Source organism: Desulfocicer niacini, from assembly GCF_054657595.1.
In genome coordinates, this window is the sequence record NZ_BAAHYK010000023.1 from 82,504 (window position 1) to 100,120 (window position 17,617).

Consider the following 17,617-nt stretch of genomic DNA (forward strand, 5'->3'; position numbering starts at 1 on the left):
CTTAAACGATGAGAATTCTGGAGTTTTATTGATGAAAATATTGATGATCACAGCGGAGATGGACGGCATTATAAAAACCGGTGGGCTGGCTGATTTCGCCCTTGCACTGCCCAAAGCCCTTATTGCTGCAGGGCATGACGTCAGGGTCATTCTGCCAAAATATAAACAGGTTGTACTGCCTCTCCCCATGTCTGAGACCTGCCCTGCCCATCTCCCCTCCTCAGACGGTTCACACGCTATTAAAATGCCAGATGCAAACCAGCAAACCCCTGGCCGGACTGTGGAGATAAAAAACAACTCTCTCTATTTTAACCTCAACCACCGGGACCGGTATGGATGCCTTGTACACTCTATTTCTGTTCAAGGCATTGGGGTGCGGCTGCTTGAGCACCACGATTTTTTCAGCCGGGACGGCATCTATGATGACGGTTCCTATGCCTACCCGGACAACCCCCTCCGGTTTGCCTTTCTGTGCAAGGCGGCACTGGAGCAATGCCTTTATGAAAAATGGATACCAGATGTGGTGCACTGTAATGACTGGCAGACCGCCCTTGCCCCCTATTATCTAAAAGAACACTATGCCTACCATCCCGGCATGGCAAAGGTAAAATCCATATTAACCTTGCATAACGGGGCCTATCAGGGGAAATCTGATCCCGTATGGGTTGATGCCCTTGGCATTCTCCCCCAGCGGTTTACCAGTGAACTCATGGAAGAGCACGGGCTTTTAAATCTGCTGAAGTGCGGCATTATGTACGCCGATGCCGTCAATGCTGTCAGTCCGGGCTATTGCCAGGAACTGCTTGCGCCTGAAACCTCCCATGGCCTGTGGCACTATCTAAACCAGAGAAAAGACCATTTTACGGGGATTCTCAACGGTTGTGATTACAGCCAGTGGAACCCCGACACCGATCCCCTTCTTCCCCATGGGTTTTCCGCAGACGATATGGCGGGTAAGGCCCTTTGCAAAAAAGCCCTCCAGGCTGAAATGAACCTTCCGGAAAACAGCGATGTGCCTTTGCTTGGACTCATCGCCCGGCTGGTGGAACAAAAGGGATTTGATTATCTCATCCCGGCACTGGAACGCTTATTGTACGAAGATGTGCCAGTGCAACTGGTCCTGCTTGGCTCCGGTGATTTTAATTATGGTTCCCGCCTTCATCACCTGCAAAACCGTTATCCCCATAAGATGAGTTTTGTGAATGGGTATGACAACGCTTTGTCCCATTTGATTGAAGCCGGGTCTGATTTTTTCATGATGCCCTCATTGTTTGAGCCCTGCGGGTTAAATCAGCTGTACAGCCTGGCCTATGGCACACTTCCCATTATCCGTGCAACCGGGGGATTGAAGGATACGGTTGTGGGGCTTGATGGGGATCATGGAAATGCTCCCCGGGGGGCAGCAATAAATTATATAGCTACGGACAATTCGCCTCAAAGCGCCGCAAATCAACCGATATCCGGCATTAGCACAGCTGAAAACAAAGCCCAAAACACAGCTGAAAATACTGCCACAGGCATAAGCTTCATCCACCCGGACGCTGAAAGCTGTTATGGAGCGCTTAAACAGGCTGTAAGCCTTTATCTGGATCATCGGACCTTGTATGACCGGATGCAGCAGCGGGCCATGGGTCAGATGTTTACTTGGGATGACAGTGCAAGGGCGTATGAGGCATTGTATAAGGCAATTTTGATACCTGAATAGCGTTTGGCAAAAAAACTTGATGTGATTAGACGTTCGGACTCCCGGGTTAGGAAAGTTATTTAGGACTCACTCCTTATTTAGGGTTTGCCCCGGGTGCATTCCCTAATTACAAAAACTTATCGGGTTCAGACCCCGGATCCCTCCACTGCATTACTGCAATTGCCGCATGAATCGAGGCTGGTGTGATTTGCTAAACCTTCACCATAAGACGCTTTCATTCTCTATCCTTTACCGGTTTTAATCGGCGCTTTCGGTCAGACCCCATATGACAACCATTGACATGGAATTAAACAATAGATATTATATATATAATTTAAGACGTTATACGAGGGAAATCATGACTAAAAAAGATGAAATACTTTTCCATCTGCACCAATTTAAAGGGGAAAAAAAAGAACGATACACCATCCTTAAAATGGGTATTTTTGGTTCAGCTGCACGGGACGAGATGACAGCAGAAAGTGATATAGATATTGTTGTTGAACTCGGAAAAACTGATTTATTTTATCTTATTGGCATAAAACAAGAATTAGAAGAAAAGTTTAACAGAAAGGTGGACATTATAAGATACCGGGATGACATGAATGCCTTTTTGAAAAATAGAATCGACAAGGAAGCTGTTTATGTATGACAAGGAACTTGCCCTGGAAATAATGAAGCAGATTTATCAAGCTGCACAAACCATTTTACAGAGGTTTGAGCCTGTAAAAGAAGTGGTTGATTTTACAGGCTCTCCAGCTGGCATGGAAAAACTTGATAGTATACGCATGTTACTCATTGCAATTGGAGAAGCCTTAAAAAACCTTGACAAAACTACAGACAAAAAGCTGTTATCCCGGTATTCTCAGGTTGATTGGAAAAGTGCCAAAGGCATGCGTGACATCATTAGTCATCATTATTTTCAAATGGATGCAGACGTAATATTTGATGTTTGCAAACAACATATTCCTTCCCTTGCTGAAACCATTAATAAAATGATCAAAGAACTACAGAGTACCTTATCGGGATAGCTCTGCACTCTGCCAAGCCTGATCCCCCAGCCCAAGATTCCCAATCAGGAGTTTAAGAGACTTAAGACAGCGCTTCGGGTGATTTTTTCATCGTTACCTATAATGACTATGGAGAAACAAGGTACCAATTTGGCCGATCTTGTGATCAAGTCCCTATTATTTTATCGACTCGTGTCATCTGTCTCTTAACCGGAATTCCATAGTCATAAAACGCTTCAAGAATTATCTATATCAGCCAGATCCCATTTCTCTAAAGAATTTCCACCAACATGCCGATGTTATAAACATTATATTTTTTATGCTTTTATGCTGCCAGGTTCCCAAGAGGATCGGAGGTGAAGACTATTTGTGATGACTGGATCATCAAGTCGATATGAGACGTCAAGGTACTCCTGCCAAGCTACCCCGGGTACCCCGTCTGACCCCATGGCATCTTGAATTAATCAAAAGGGACGAAATTAAATCCACCCCAGGAAAATCTCCCGAAATAAATGTGGGCAAAGGAGACAAACATGATCAACGATGTAACCACCTTGAACCAACACAAGGTTTACCAGAACCAGGAATCATACCCCCCAAAGACAAAAACGGTGGACAACCCGGAACAAAAACCATCGTTCTCCGGGGATACCCTTTCTTTGAATAACCAGCCTGCTGAAACCGGCACCTATAGTGTTAACAAAACATCCGGGCGTGTGTCATCAAATTTTTCTGATGTGCGTCAAATGATTGTTAATACGTTCAAGGAACAGGGGTTGTCTACCCAGATTGCGGCGGGAGACACATCCATTGATCTGAATAATATGACCCAGGCTGAGGCACAGGATTTAATTGCTGAGGATGGGTATTGGGGTGTGGAAAAAACGTCTGATCGCATTGTTGCAATGGCCATTTCCTTGGGGGGAAATGACCCTGAAAAACTGGCGGAGATTAAATCCGGCATTGAAAAAGGATTTCAGATGGCATCGGATGCACTGGGGGGTAGTTTGCCGAATATTTCCATGGACACCTTTGATGCAGTTATGGAAAAGCTTGATTCCTGGGCCCAAAAAGTTTGATCTGGTTAATAAAACATCCCCCCCAGAGTTTTCTTCAGCTCAAGGGGGGGGACAAATTCATCATCTCTTGGCGATATAGCTGTTCAAGTTCTGCATGCTTGCAATCTGCTGGCTGAGATAATCCCCGGTAGATTGATACTGGGCAAGCAGCAATTCCAGGGAATTGAACTGAGCCCTGGTACGAATTTCCCAAGTAGTCAAGCGTGTTTCGCTTCGTTCAATCTGTTCCTGAATATTGTCAATGCTATCCTGAATACCATCCTGCCTCGCAGTCAAGACACCACTTGTACCATCAAGGATTCCGTTCAGTTTTTCCACCATACGCACGGCAAAACCTTCGGAGCCTTCCGTTGTCTGGGTAAAAAACTGAATAACATCATCAAAGTTATCTTCCAATGCGCTGTTCAGGGTGTCGGAATCAACTTCGAGCTGACCATCACTATTCATGGCAATGCCCAAATCTTCCAACCGGCTAAAGGAAGTAATTCCTGAAACCGTATCAGAAATCATGTCTTCCAAACTATGGCGGATGCTGTTGGTGGTGGCATCGCCCATCAAAACACCGGCAACCCCCGTATCTGAATTATAAGCCTGAGCAGTTTCTATTAATCCAGTCATTTGGTTATAGGCGCTAACAAAAGCATTAATTTTAGAGGTAATAGTGCTTGCACTGCTGGTCACAGTCAGGGTTGATTGATTGTCCGGAGCATCAGGAGCTGTATTCAGGGTCAGTGTTAAGCCCGGGAGCACATCATCAATGGTGTTCGAATCCCTATGGATATCCGACACCCCGTCAACGGTCAGGATCGCATCGACAGGTGAATTAGTATTACTAAGATTTGTGGTCACTCCTTCTTCATAGACCAGTCTTGAGAGACCAGTGGTATCGCTATTCTCAGGGTCCCCCTGAATCGTTCCAGCCTCAGTGGCAGTAAGGGTAATGACGTTGTCAGCACCGGTTTCTTCAGAGGTTAACGTCAAAAAATAGTCGGTACCGTCAAACATGACAACAGCCTGTACTCCGACGTCAGCATCATTTATGCTTTGGGCCACATCCTCAATGGTATCGGTCGCGGACACCTCAATATCGGTGACACTGTCAGATCCCACATTGATATGCAGTGTCCCTTCGCCCACAGCTTCCTCATCGGCAAAAGCTATGCTGGTGAGTTTATGAGCTTCAGCAAGCTGCTGCACCGTCACATTATATGAACCAAAACTGGCATCTTCATCGGCTGTAACCGTGAACAGGTCCGTATCCCCGGAAGTAGCGGTATAAGAGACCAGCTCATCCTCGGTATCAAATGCCTCCGCAGCCGTCAAAAGTGAATCAAGGTATCCTTGGATGGTCCCATAAGTGGTTAGTTCAAGCTGGTAATCAGCCTCCTGGGATTGAAGTCGCGTAATGGGTTGTTGTTGAATGGTTAAAAGTTGAGAAACTATATTTTCAGTATCCAAACCCGATGCAAGTCCTCCGACTGAAAGGCTCATGATTTCTCCTCGCTCCGGCAATTTTTAATTGCTTGGGCTAATAATGCTTTATCTATATTTAAGGGTTAAGAACTCTCAACAGGTCTATGCAAATAACGCCAATGTATTCTTATTTAATCGTTCGTCATAAGTTTTCTGATTTGCCACTATATAATGTGGTCCTGAAACTTTTTTAACTGCACATCAAATATGAAGAGTGAGAACTTACGACTCATGAGTTATTTTTCTAATATAACATATTCTATATCGGAATATTAAACAAAAACTTTAACTTCAAGTCAATGCTCAATTTTTTATATTGATTTCTGGGAAATCGATGTCAGGGTTGCTTTATTGGGGGTAACACGTTAGGATTTCATTATTAATACATTTTTTTGGCATAAGCATTATATTTGCTTAAAAATTCGGGGTCTAACAATTCAAGCCTGCTCCGTTGATTATCAAATTATAACGAATGGTTAATGCTGAAATGCTAAAATTCTCTAATCATTGATTGTTTTAATCAATTTTATATTTATTGTGGCTCCATTTTTGCTTTATTGTCCAAGACAAAGGTAAACCATACCGAAAATTTACGAATGACGGTAAATATCCGGATAGCACTCCATTTTTCACCTGTTTTGGCATGCTCACATAGATTTTGAATACTTTTTCCGTCCAAACAGGGAAATATAAGGCACTTTGCAAACACTTACATTACCAATCCGAATATTTATGAATGAAGATCAATATACATAAGGATTACATTAATATGCCAACTGAACTCCCCGATTATTATCAATCCAACTTGAATCTGCTAAAAAAATACCACCCCCATATTTGGTCATTTATAATTAATCATGGCTGCGAGCCCAAGGGAGAATTGTTTTTGGCGCCCAATGGACAGCCTAATTTGCGTGTCCTTAGTGCTGAAGGCGTTGAAGTAAACCTGCATAATCTGGATAAACCTGACACTGAAGTTTCAGAAGCTCTCAATTTAGTTCCGGAAGACTCCACCGGTGTTGTAGTTCTCATTGGGATGGGATTGGGTTATATGCTCACCGCTCTATTGGAACAACGTCCGCAAATTCGACATGTGGCTGTTTTTGATCTTGGACCGAAAAATTTCAATCAGGCACTGAAGGTAATGGATTTTTCGAAAACCCTTTCAGATAGAAGACTTATTTTATCCTTTGATCCCGATCCCAATATCAAACAAATTCTGGAGCCCACAGATAAAGCCCTGCAACTTGAAGTTATCCACAGACTTCGCCACCTATCATCATTTCAGCAGAATGAATCGGGTTATGAGAATTTGGATCATAAAGTTTTTGAATACATTAACAGAAGAAGCATTGCTGGAGCAACTGATCAAAGGTTTGGTGAACGGTTTATTAAAAATCGTCTATCCGTTCTCAAATCCATCCACCACCAGGATCTTCTTGAAACACTGAAGGGGTGTTTTCATGGAATACCTGCAATTCTTGTTGCAGGCGGACCGTCCTTGGATAAAAACATTCATCTTTTACCACCACTTAAAGATAAGGCCATTATTATTGCAGTTGACTCTATCTTTCCCGTTCTATTAAGCCATAAGGTTACACCACATTTTTTAACAGCCATAGATCCACAGCAAATTAACTACGAAAAAATTGCGGATTATGCACCCCAGACCAATGAGGTCTCTTTAATAGCAGCCCCTTACGTCACACCTGAGGTCCATCAATTTTTTCCTGCTACCAACATATTCTGGACATTTTCAAGCAAACCCATTGAAAAATGGATCAACACCATGATGGGCGGAACAATTTTAACATCAGGTTCAGGTACAGCAGCACATTTAAACCTTACTGCAGCTATCATTATGGGTTGTTCTCCCATTATCTTTGTTGGCCAGGATCTGGCATATTCAGGTTACAAAGACCATGCTGCCGGAGTCGTGCTAAGCAACCCAGAAAGTGCAGAAAAAGATTTTTTTGATAAAAACCCTGATGCCATCTGGATAGATGGCATTGACAATAAAAAAGTCCCATCAACCCGTTCATTTCTTTCCATGATAAACCACTTTGAAAGTATCATGGCCGCCCATCCCGACATCCACTATATCAACGCCACAGAAGGTGGGGCACACATAGCCGGTACAGAAATACGTTCATTAAAACCAGCCATAGAACAATATTGCGTGAAAAATATTGATTTTACATCTCATTTTAACGCAGCTCTGAAAAAAAACAAAACAAATCATTCTCAAACAATAATCAATGAAATTGCAAGCACATTAAAAATCACCAAAAATTTATCCAAAAGCGTTTTAAAATACGATGAAACCATCCGCACAATACGAAGGAGTTTTAAAACAAATATAAAAATCCGATCCTGCCGTTCTCTCAAAGATCTTCCCTTAAATATTCAGAAAAAAATTGAGCATGCTGAATTGCTTGAAAAAAAAATGGACTACGGCGAGAAGATGCAAATATGGGAGATCCTGGAAGAAATATCCATGGCGGACGTAAAGGAGAGTGAAAGGAAACTACATGAGGTAAAATCCTCTCTTGGGAAGGGAGCAGGAAATTTTATTTCAAATTTTATCCGAAATCTGGACAGACTTATTAATTTGAATTCAGCACGCAATGAAATACTATCGCTTTTCAAAAAGGAGTTGAAATATATTATTGATTTTAGACTTAAAGAAACATCTCTTCAAGAGTCTATCCAACAACAAGTAAATACAGAAAACAATCTGCTTAAATTAGCAAAACATTATTTTGAAAATAACAAGTACGTTCTTGCACAACACATACTTAAACGTCTGGAGGTTATTTCTCCTGATCATTCTGAACTTTTTTTCTATAAAGGTGCCATTGCATCCACACAATCCAGATTTAAAGAAAGTGAATTTTATTTTTCAAGGCTTGGAGATTCTTTATCAATAAATCTTATGGATAACTTTCGTCAAAAAATGGGAACTCAATACCTTAATATATCCAATCAATATAAAATTGAATCCCATACCCATCTAACAAGAAAAATGCTTTTCAAAGGTATTCGCCATTGCGGGAATCACACCCAACTGGCACTGGAAGTCAAAAAATTGGCTGCAAGTGATTTAAATATGATAGAAATCGCTAAAGAAACAAATACGCTCTACAAGATTGAAGATCTCTTATTGGTATGGCTCACAGAATTCGATAACAATAAAAACCTTATCACGACTCTTGAAGATAAAATAATTGCTAATTTTTATCATATGTACAGTATCCTTCTTTTTACACAAAAAGATTTGGATGGAGCTGTATACAATTTAGAGATTGCTTTTAAATACTCCCCCGAAAACCCCAATCAATTTGCAACTGCAGCTGAAGTTTTTTTTAGTGTTAACGATTTTACCAGTGGAATTGAGTACCTGAACAAAGCCGTGGAGTTAGATTCATCCCATGTAGTTATATGGGAACAATTGGGTGATAGGCTGCAAACGGAAGGAGAATTCACTGATGCCATCATGGCCTATGAGCAGGCGGCTACGGTTTTACCGGATAACATTAACCTTTTGAAAAAAATTGGGGATTGCTATCGGGAAAATGGCCAGTTGAAGGCAGCTCTGGAAGTTTATAAAATAATAAAAAAAAAGCAAAACAATTTCTCATGACTCTGACTCAAGAGGCATGTGCCGATTTTAATTTTTACAAAATGAATAGAACAAGATAACGGTAAAGCACAAAATTCAAAACTGATCCTATAAATCTATCTATCAAAGACAAAAAGGCCCCGTAAATGAATCCGGGGCCTTTTTATTGCTTAGCACACAACTATCTTTTTAAATATTATCTGCCATTAAAAATTTTAGTAGATAACGCAGTTACTGGAGCAGGCTGAGTGCTGACTGCGGCAGCTGATTGGCCTGGGCCAGCATGGCGGTACCGGCTTGCTGCATTACCTGAGCCTTGGTCATGGCTGCTGTTTCTGCCGCAAAATCGGCATCCATAATTCGTGATCGAGCAGCTGATACATTTTCAGATACATTTTGCAGGTTGGATATGGTAGATTCAAATCGATTCTGGATGGCTCCCAAATCACCTCGGGCGCTATCAATATTTGCCAAGGCTGCATCCACTATGTCTATAGCATCATTTGCACCAGACGCGGTGGTCAGATCAAGGGAAGAAACACCTGCCCCCGCTGTGGCTGTGGCTTCTGTGAAACCAGTTGAGTCGTCTAAACCAGCATTATCTTCATTATTTCCACCAATAGTGATACCCGCTGATGAGCTTGATGATAAATTTACAGAAGAATAAGTGACTGATGTCCCACTAGTAGTACCTGTTATGCCTGTTGTTCCACCCGAAACACCATTTGCAGAATCAAAAGTTACAGTAATATTACGACCGTCTATCGAAGCCAAATCGACTGCACCCGTTTCAGTATCAAATGTTGCAGTCACCCCTGTTTGATCTGAAATAGCATTAATGGCTGCGGCAACATCTGCTCCACGATCAATGGCTGCACCTGATCCCGCTGCTGAAATAGCTCCAATGTCAACTCCATTAATCAGCACATCTCCAGCTACAATGGCATCATCAGCCGCAGTCAATGTAGTTCCTTCAACAGTAGCTATTTCTATTGAAGCAGTTACACCAGTATCACCAGTTCGCGCATTAATTGCATTTGCTACAGCGATTGCACTTGCTGCACCGGATGTGTATGACACACCATCGGAAGTGGTAGCACCGATCTCATAGCCATTAATTGTTAAATCTCCAGCAGCCAATTCATCGGTTACTGCTGCACCAGAAACCGAAGTTGTGTAACTTGAATTCGACCCCACACCAAGTGAGTCAGCTTTTACACTGACCATTGAAATACTAATGGTTTCGCCATTGTTAGCACCCACCTGGATATTTTTACTTCCAAAAGAACCATCCAGCAAACTTGTACCATTAAAGGTGGTTGTTTCAGCAACTCGGTTAATCTCTGCCACCAACTGTGTAACCTCATCATTGAGTGCCGCTCTATCAGTTGCGGAGTTGGAATCACTTGCTGCCTGTACGGCCAGCTCACGAATTCGCTGAAGGTTGCTACTTACCTCCTGCATGGCTCCTTCTGCGGTCTGTGCCATAGAAATGCCGTCATTGGCGTTTCGAGCTGCCTGGTCCAGTCCTCGTACCTGGGAAGTCATCCGATTGGCAATGGAGAGCCCTGCTGCGTCGTCTTTTGCGCTGTTGATGCGAAGACCAGATGAAAGTCTTTCCATTGATTTGGTAAGGGAATTAGTGGTATTGTTTAAATTTCTTTGTGCGTTCAAAGAAGTAATATTACTGTTAATTGTAAGTGCCATGTTTAATTCCTCCGTGAATTTTGATTTCGTTTTTACCGGCTTCCCTGCCAGTAGATAAATATTTTATGGAAATTTCTATGGGCGATGTTTCAGGTCACCTCCCTTTGCCCGATTTCTCTTTTTCCATTAAACAACATTTCGGCACTTGTCAGTTAAAACTTAAATTATTTTTTTAAGAGTTGTCTATTTTTTCTGGTAAACCCTCAGTTCGGAATGAAAACCATCCTCTGTCTTATAAGCATAAGGAATTGTGTTTGTCCCAACCAATCGATAATTTGGTAAAAGGCTATCATAATCATCCCCCAAAATCGGCATTTTTACACCCAGCCCACCCTCTCTTTCAGCCGTTGGCTTCCCTTCCCTTAGGTTGCGCAGAAGTATATATTTGGAGCATAGACGATCCACATGAATAAAATAATTTTCTACCACCTCGGGCTCCATCTCCTGAAAAGAAATAAAATTAACAAACAAATCAACAGAACCTCTAATCTTAGGAAATTGCCAAGGACAAATTACAATTCCTTTGTACCTGCCTGCCAAATCTCCAATATCCAACCCTTTTTCATCTCTAAGTCTTGAATAATCCCCAATATTGTTTTCACCAAATAGTTTTTTTAAATAAAATGTGGACACAAAACTGGTTGGTGGAATGTCAACATTTATATAAAAACAATGATTACGCGCATCCCCCAGCAAAATTTCACCGAGGGTTCCATAACCACCTCCAATTTCAAGAACGGTGTTTATTTTTTCAAGATCAAAGCAACTTTTTAAATAATTAATTCCCAGCAGGTAGTTAAGTAAAGAGCGGCTGAAATATCTTCCCTCAAAAACGAATTGCTCCACTGGTGCCCCAACCTCACTTTCACTTATTTTATCTAAATAAGGATGATTATCCTTTGATGTCGCCAAATATACTCTATAATCACTAAGAGCCTGTAGTTGGCCTGAAAAAAACTGTTCTGCAGCAACTCCCCAACGATACCCTAATCGATCTTCAACGAATTGTTTGTTTTGCTGAAGATATGCTTCAGTGTTTTGATAATAATCCGGAAACGCGTATTTAGGAGCAAAAAAATTTAGCACACTGTTCAAAGATCGGAAATTTTCAACCCCATGGCAACGTAAATCATCCAGTATGCTCTGTACGCCATGTTTCCAAAATTGCGTTGGTTGATACAAGGTTGGGGCTTTTTCCATATCACTGAGCATCATTTCAAGAAGAGGGTACATTTCATTTTCCTATACTTAGCAGTAAGAATCAATTTGAACCGAAAGAAGTTGCAAACAAACCAGTTATTTATTACATGTTGTTTTTCAAAAAATTAAAAAAACATTTGCACAATTTTTGTTTTGTGACATGATTAAGCATCATTATTGCATTAGCAGGATTTGGCATCCTTATATTTTGAACCTCAAAGTATTTTACACTGTGATTAAAGAAAATTTTCAAAAGTGGGGAATGGTCTTAAAGACTATAAAATACGTTTAAAGGATACCAAAAATTCATATAATAATTTTAGTTGCTTTTCATAATATGAGGCCCCCAATGAGTTCACATGCAACGGATATTTTTTCACTGAACAATAAGACCATACTTCTCACAGGTGGAACCGGATCATTTGGCAAAGCATTTATAAAAACGGCTCTGGCAAATCACAACCCTCATGCCATCAGAATTTACAGCAGGGATGAATTAAAACAATTTCACCTTCAGGAAGAAATACCAGACAACAGGTTACGTTTTTTTATCGGGGACGTCAGGGACAAAGATCGGCTAAAGGAAGCCTGTCGGGAAGCTGATGTAATTATCCATGCGGCGGCCATGAAGCAGGTGCCAGCCTGCGAATACAATCCCTTTGAGGCGGTCAAAACAAACATTCTCGGGGCAACAAACATCATTGAAGCAGCCCTTGATAACAAAGTCCCCCATGTCATGGCCTTGAGTACAGATAAGGCTGTGAACCCAGTTAATCTTTACGGGGCAACCAAACTCTGCTCGGACAAACTGTTCATTCATGCCAATGCCTATTCAGGTAATCGCCCCACTCGTTTTAGTCTTGTAAGGTATGGAAATGTGCTGGGTTCCCGGGGAAGTGTGATCCCTCTCTTTCGGAGACAAAAAAGCCAAGGCTATATTACCATAACCGACAAACGCATGACACGATTCTGGATCTCCCTTGAACAGGCAGTGGAACTTGTCTTAAATGGACTGAAAGCCATGCAAGGCGGTGAAATTTTCATTCCACAAATTCCCAGTATGCGCATCACTGACCTTGCCAACGCGATTGCCCCGGGGTGTGAACAACGTGAAATAGGCATCAGGGCGGGAGAGAAAATACATGAAGTGCTTATCAATGAGGAAGAAGGACGACGTACTGTAAAGACAAAAAATTTTTATATCGTTTTACCCAATCACCCAGAATGCAAAAGCAGTACAATGACCGATTGTATACCCATGGCTGAGAATTTTATCTATTCCAGTGATATTAATTCGTCCTGGCTTTCGGCAAAAGATTTAATAGAAATGGTGTCAAACAACTAATCACAGGAACCTTTCCTGGCTGTTATTGTAAATTCAAAGTCGACATTAGCGCTATCTTCACGATCCAAATAGTACCTGTCACTTGTCTCGTCCATTTCCATCAGAGAAAACATATGACGGAAAAAATAATTGGGGGATACTGGGCGATGTGTAATCATGCCGATGGCAGCACTATTGGTTTTATCAATTTCAATATGAATTTGTTTGCTCTGATCTCCGAGAATGACCAGCCCCCCTGTTACCCCCAAGGCGGCATTAGCCGAAACCAGAAAAGATGCCGGTACACCATGGTTTACAGTCGTACCACTCAGAGCAAATTTTTCCAGATCAAATCCGCCATTATGTGTGGCATAGTATAATGTCTCTGGATCAAACGCTTCCGGATTCAACGTGATGACTCCCAGTCGTAATGACCCCATTGGCCTGTTTTTCCATTGAATTTGATAGGAAATTATAACGCATGTCTCCCCTTCCTGATTATTGTCAACCACAATACGTTTGATTATGTTTCCCACAGGGGTCTTTATTATACCTGAAACAGTGACGACTCCATTTTCATTCTTTTCAATCACCGGTTCGAGCGGTTCCAGGTCGGTAATTTTGGGTTTACCGGGGGTTTCCAGAATGAGATTACCGCTGTAAAAGTCAGCCCCCATACTTATATCGTCATAATATCCGTGGGGCAGAGTCACGCATAACGGCTTTGAGCATATTTGCTTAAAGAGAAGGGCTTGAACAGCCAGCCCCCGACGACAATTGAGTTCAAGCTTGATATGATGATTTTCCAGAGTAATAATCCGGCCATTGGTTGCGGTGGTGACGCAAACCTCAGATAATGTTTTTTTGAAAGGAATCCCCTGGGAGGAAACACTGTTACTGATCACGACGCTTGCCTTAAACTTCTCCAGTCTTTCATGGAAAGCGTTTAAGCGTTTGGGCGTGATATGTGTGCGAAAATCACTACTCCACAAGTAGCAAAGCTCTTTCCATTTATCTTCGTCTGCCGCTGTCCCCATCAGCTTATTAAAAATTTTCCAGCAGTCCGTATTGATCTTCAGGTCATGGGTGCCTGTCACAGCCCAGCGGGTGATGTTGTATTTTTCCTGCTTTTTTACAGGAATAGGATGCTGAGAGGATTCAAGGGACAGACGGTTGCCAGCATGGGGCTGATTCATCAATTTAAGTACAGCACTAACCGGCACACACTGAAAACGCTCATCACTGGACAGCCGTGCAAACAGTTTATCAATACGTTTCCACTCGCCGTCCTGATGCATTCCAGCCTCGGTAAAAAAACGACCTGGGCGGAAATCGAAAATTTCGACATCATTACCATAAAAGGGAAAGGCCCGGTGCTCCTGGCAGAGATGTTGCTCCAGGTACCCAATATACTCATCCAACTCCATTTCACCATGAGCATAACGCTGAAATTTCTGAAATGAAATGGACTTATTCCAAACAAGTGCTATTTCTTCGTTGTATTGACCAACAGCCACTTGAGGTAAATACCGCCATCGTGGATCCCATTCCGGATGAAACCGGGCCGGGTTATTCCATTCCATGATTATTGCCTGGTATCCGGCATTCAGATAATGGGATATAAGCCCGGCTGAAAAAGCCTGCTCATTTACCAGCACAATTCTGGGTCGAAACCCGAGGAGATGTTCATATACCCTATTACCAATGCGCAGATTGGCCACATTGACCCGTCCAGGAACCAGTGTGCCAATAATCTGAGCATAGCCGCTGCCGATGAACTCGACCAGACCCTGATCACAGAGCTTGCGTAAAACAGCTATCCATTGTGGATCAAGACCATTGATCACTTCCAGGGTGTAGGCTGACGCTTCAATGCCAATGGGGAATTTATGCCTGTCTATCAGATCCAAAAGTGGCCAGTAACAGCGCCGGATGACTTCGAGGCGTTGTTCTTCCTCAATGGAGGAGAAAGCGATGTTGAGGTGGAAGAAGGCGTAAAGGTTTATTTGAGGCTCCGTATTATCTATGATTATACTGATGCAGTGTTGATTTCAAGCACAACACAGTTGCATGTGCATCTTATTCTGGTATGCAAGAAGAAATATCAATTATGCTATCGGTACCGTTTCAATCTTGATTGATTTCACAACCTGCTCTGCCCGGTCAATGGGCTTGACCATCGTTTTTTTATTACAATAACAACCCCGACACGAACAAAATAAAGTTGCATTTTGAAATTTTAGCTACTTGAATATGACATTTATATGACAAGAGGAATGCACTACAAGATACATATTCAGGCGTGAGTTTAGTGCCTAATTATAAACAACGTGAGAGCTTTGAATATTTAGGGTTTCGGCCAAATCTACAACAAAAATGAATTCGCCGATCTGAATGGATGATTTTCATCCAGAATTTATTCGGAAAAATTCGCTTTATTTCGTGGGAAAATTAGTAAATAGATGCATTCGAAATGAGAATAAACATAATCTGGAAATCCAGGCACAGGAGTGCCTGGATTTTCTTACTTAAACGGCAGTCTGTTTCTGATTTAAGATTTTGAAACCTCGTTTTATATTCAATGCAGCTTGTTTGAACCATAGATCAATATTGTTCTTGGCTATGGTTGTAAATCTTGCCCTGGCAGCCCCATCATGGATGTCACTTAAACCAAAATATTGTTCAACAATGTAACGAAGCTTTGAGATATCTTTATTTCGTTCGATTTCAACAGGAGTCAATTTTGCCCGGCGAGTGTCTTTCCTCATGATTTTATCACCAAACCCATTCAAACTTAAAAAACTTCGGTTCAGCTTACTTTGATAGCCTTTGTCGGCATACACATTTTTCAGTATCTGGGAGGTATGTCTGCTAAAAATTGTGCAGTATTGAAACAGGTTGGTATCATGCACTGAAGCCGGAATCAAAGTCGTTGCCAGAACAAATCCGTTTTTGACGTCTACGGATGCGTGTTCTTTTAAACCATAGTGCGGCTTATCATTTTTAACTATCCAATTTAATTCCAGATCTCTTGAAAATTTCCTGGGATTCCCATTTTTGTCCAGCTGGCCTTCCGGATTGGATCGTTCTTCCTCTAATTCTTTGAGTCGACTTGTTTTTAATGGTTTGCTCGCTGATTTTACCAGCCTGGCATCTATGGCTATTCCCTCGTTGATGGATAAACCCAGCTTTACAAACTGACCCAAAATTTCGCTGTGAATTTTATCAAAAGTTGTTTTGGAAATCCTGTCTCGAAATCTTGAAAAAGTTGAATGGTCAGGGGAGGGAACGCCCAGAGGGAGACTCAGGAAATCTTTAAATGAAATGCGGTCATTAATTTGGCTTTCGAGTTCCGGGTCCGATTTGATACGAAACCATTTCTGCAGCAAAAGACATTTGAACAGCATCAAAGGTGGATAGGCTGCATTGCCTTGTCTGCTCTTGCCCACACAATAATTTTTCATCAAGATAACCGATATTTTTTCCCAGTTGATCGCATGGGTTAACTTCCTCAAAGTGTCCAAACTTCTGTTTTTGGATTCCGCGTCCATCAGCTCAAGATCTGCAAAACCGAAATACTTGTTTTTTGACTTAAAACCCATGCTGCGCCTCCTGAATGTGTGATTTTATAATTCAGAATAGCAAAAATTAATATTTTTGTCAACAAATTCAAATGTTTATTTTAAAATTTAACTTGTCGCAAGGTTTTTTATTTCATTCTTGCAATTTCTCACGCGATTCGCAGTTAGGTTGTGCAAAGGTCTCAACGTATAAAAAATTCCTTGATGCTATTATCTAGAAAAAAACATCACCTTTTTAACACCAGCTGTTTTCCATTCATATGCCAAAGGGCTGCTTGTTAAGTTTAGTTGTTTTTTAATCCTAATTCTTTATACGACATAGGCTTCCCGCTATACAAAGAGTGCAAATAAATCATTTATATTCGAGATAATTCTCAAAACCACGCTCAAAAGTGGTTTGCGGATTAAAACCGAAATCCTGAATAGCTCTTTGACAATTCATTGCATATTTGTATCCGGCACATGAAACTTGAGAACCAATTATTTTAATATGTTTAAGGTTTTTCTTTGCAATACTTATAAAATCTTGCATGTCATTCATTTCCTTTGAACCTAAATTATATACTTCATGATTTAGTTGTTTAGCCGTCAGCATTTGTTTAATTGCCTCAGCAGCGTCCTGAACAAACAAGTATTGATTCTTAGGTATCTGCGGTTCATAAAGGTTGATCACCCCTTCTTCAATAGCCCTGTCAAAAACCTGCTGCCAAACTAATTTCAGATTTGGATTGATATGTCGGTTTGGTCCATAAAGATTTGAAAATCTAACAGACACAAAATTTAAGTGGTGTCTCATAGCAAAATAACCCCCTAATGCTTTGGTAGCTCCATAAATACATCTGCTTTGAGGTTCGATGGAAAAGGTCTCTACAACTTCTTTAGATGGTCGTTTCCGGAAATTATAAACAGAAACTGAACTCGTAAATATAAATTTCTT

13 protein-coding genes are annotated in these 17,617 nt (G+C 41.4%); 7 read left to right on the plus strand and 6 right to left on the minus strand.

Annotated elements, in window-relative coordinates; translation table 11 throughout:
- Positions 1-31: 31 nt before the first annotated feature.
- The 4 genes from ACYQ2M_RS13850 to ACYQ2M_RS13865 all read left to right on the plus strand — a co-directional run bounded on the left by ACYQ2M_RS13850 (position 32) and on the right by ACYQ2M_RS13865 (position 3,773).
- On the plus strand, positions 32-1,705 hold the full coding sequence (locus tag ACYQ2M_RS13850; protein WP_459916949.1) for a glycogen synthase: 1,674 nt from the start codon (positions 32-34) through the stop codon (positions 1,703-1,705).
- 337 nt (positions 1,706-2,042) lie between these two features.
- Positions 2,043-2,336: a nucleotidyltransferase family protein gene (locus ACYQ2M_RS13855; protein ID WP_459916950.1), complete on the plus strand. Its 294-nt coding sequence runs from the start codon at positions 2,043-2,045 to the stop codon at positions 2,334-2,336.
- A complete protein-coding gene (locus ACYQ2M_RS13860; protein WP_459916951.1) occupies positions 2,329-2,715 on the plus strand; it encodes a HepT-like ribonuclease domain-containing protein in 387 nt (128 codons plus the stop codon). Before ACYQ2M_RS13855 ends, ACYQ2M_RS13860 begins: the two co-directional genes overlap by 8 nt.
- Positions 2,716-3,227: 512 nt before the next feature.
- On the plus strand, positions 3,228-3,773 hold the full coding sequence (locus tag ACYQ2M_RS13865; RefSeq protein WP_459916952.1) for a hypothetical protein: 546 nt from the start codon (positions 3,228-3,230) through the stop codon (positions 3,771-3,773).
- A gap of 60 nt (positions 3,774-3,833) precedes the next feature.
- On the opposite strand, the gene fliD is transcribed toward ACYQ2M_RS13865, so the two are convergent.
- On the minus strand, positions 3,834-5,264 hold the full coding sequence (gene fliD, locus ACYQ2M_RS13870) for a flagellar filament capping protein FliD (RefSeq protein ID WP_459916953.1): 1,431 nt from the start codon (positions 5,262-5,264) through the stop codon (positions 3,834-3,836).
- 751 nt (positions 5,265-6,015) lie between these two features.
- Here fliD and ACYQ2M_RS13875 point away from each other — a divergent pair.
- Positions 6,016-8,889 (plus strand): 6-hydroxymethylpterin diphosphokinase MptE-like protein, encoded by a 2,874-nt coding sequence (locus tag ACYQ2M_RS13875; protein WP_459916954.1) that lies wholly within the window; start codon positions 6,016-6,018, stop codon positions 8,887-8,889.
- Positions 8,890-9,099: 210 nt separating this feature from the next.
- Here the strand turns inward: ACYQ2M_RS13875 and ACYQ2M_RS13880 are convergent, their stop codons facing one another.
- Together ACYQ2M_RS13880 and ACYQ2M_RS13885 are read right to left on the minus strand one after the other, a co-directional pair.
- Positions 9,100-10,575, minus strand: coding sequence for a flagellin (locus ACYQ2M_RS13880; RefSeq protein WP_459916955.1), 1,476 nt, complete (start codon positions 10,573-10,575; stop codon positions 9,100-9,102).
- Positions 10,576-10,758: 183 nt separating this feature from the next.
- Positions 10,759-11,808, minus strand: a complete 1,050-nt coding sequence (locus ACYQ2M_RS13885) for a putative sugar O-methyltransferase (RefSeq protein ID WP_459916956.1) — start codon at positions 11,806-11,808, stop codon at positions 10,759-10,761.
- 316 nt (positions 11,809-12,124) lie between these two features.
- On the opposite strand from ACYQ2M_RS13885, the gene pseB reads away from it, so the two are divergent.
- Positions 12,125-13,120: a UDP-N-acetylglucosamine 4,6-dehydratase (inverting) gene (gene pseB / locus ACYQ2M_RS13890; RefSeq protein ID WP_459916957.1), complete on the plus strand. Its 996-nt coding sequence runs from the start codon at positions 12,125-12,127 to the stop codon at positions 13,118-13,120.
- Here the strand turns inward: pseB and ACYQ2M_RS13895 are convergent.
- Positions 13,117-15,009, minus strand: a complete 1,893-nt coding sequence (locus ACYQ2M_RS13895) for a hypothetical protein (RefSeq protein ID WP_459916958.1) — start codon at positions 15,007-15,009, stop codon at positions 13,117-13,119. The two genes, pseB and ACYQ2M_RS13895, sit on opposite strands and share 4 nt — an antisense overlap.
- Between ACYQ2M_RS13895 and ACYQ2M_RS13900 the strand changes: the two genes are divergently transcribed.
- Positions 14,989-15,240: a hypothetical protein gene (locus ACYQ2M_RS13900; RefSeq protein ID WP_459916959.1), complete on the plus strand. Its 252-nt coding sequence runs from the start codon at positions 14,989-14,991 to the stop codon at positions 15,238-15,240. The two genes, ACYQ2M_RS13895 and ACYQ2M_RS13900, sit on opposite strands and share 21 nt — an antisense overlap.
- A gap of 387 nt (positions 15,241-15,627) precedes the next feature.
- Here the strand turns inward: ACYQ2M_RS13900 and ACYQ2M_RS13905 are convergent, their stop codons facing one another.
- Positions 15,628-16,701: an IS5 family transposase gene (locus tag ACYQ2M_RS13905; RefSeq protein ID WP_459916960.1), complete on the minus strand. Its 1,074-nt coding sequence runs from the start codon at positions 16,699-16,701 to the stop codon at positions 15,628-15,630.
- Between the two features lie 331 nt (positions 16,702-17,032).
- Positions 17,033-17,617 (minus strand): NAD-dependent epimerase/dehydratase family protein (locus ACYQ2M_RS13910; RefSeq protein ID WP_459916961.1); only part of this gene is annotated, 585 nt, incomplete at its 5' end.

What these genes read in the sequence shown, in the direction of transcription:
- ACYQ2M_RS13850 (WP_459916949.1), top strand. Translation starts at nt 32, where the DNA reads ATGAAAATATTGATGATCACAGCGGAGATGGACGGCATTATAAAAACC.
- ACYQ2M_RS13855 (WP_459916950.1), top strand. Translation starts at nt 2,043, where the DNA reads ATGACTAAAAAAGATGAAATACTTTTCCATCTGCACCAATTTAAAGGG.
- ACYQ2M_RS13860 (WP_459916951.1), top strand. Translation starts at nt 2,329, where the DNA reads ATGTATGACAAGGAACTTGCCCTGGAAATAATGAAGCAGATTTATCAA.
- ACYQ2M_RS13865 (WP_459916952.1), top strand. Translation starts at nt 3,228, where the DNA reads ATGATCAACGATGTAACCACCTTGAACCAACACAAGGTTTACCAGAAC.
- fliD (WP_459916953.1), bottom strand. Translation starts at nt 5,264, where the DNA reads ATGAGCCTTTCAGTCGGAGGACTTGCATCGGGTTTGGATACTGAAAAT.
- ACYQ2M_RS13875 (WP_459916954.1), top strand. Translation starts at nt 6,016, where the DNA reads ATGCCAACTGAACTCCCCGATTATTATCAATCCAACTTGAATCTGCTA.
- ACYQ2M_RS13880 (WP_459916955.1), bottom strand. Translation starts at nt 10,575, where the DNA reads ATGGCACTTACAATTAACAGTAATATTACTTCTTTGAACGCACAAAGA.
- ACYQ2M_RS13885 (WP_459916956.1), bottom strand. Translation starts at nt 11,808, where the DNA reads ATGTACCCTCTTCTTGAAATGATGCTCAGTGATATGGAAAAAGCCCCA.
- pseB (WP_459916957.1), top strand. Translation starts at nt 12,125, where the DNA reads ATGAGTTCACATGCAACGGATATTTTTTCACTGAACAATAAGACCATA.
- ACYQ2M_RS13900 (WP_459916959.1), top strand. Translation starts at nt 14,989, where the DNA reads ATGCCTGTCTATCAGATCCAAAAGTGGCCAGTAACAGCGCCGGATGAC.
- ACYQ2M_RS13905 (WP_459916960.1), bottom strand. Translation starts at nt 16,701, where the DNA reads ATGGGTTTTAAGTCAAAAAACAAGTATTTCGGTTTTGCAGATCTTGAG.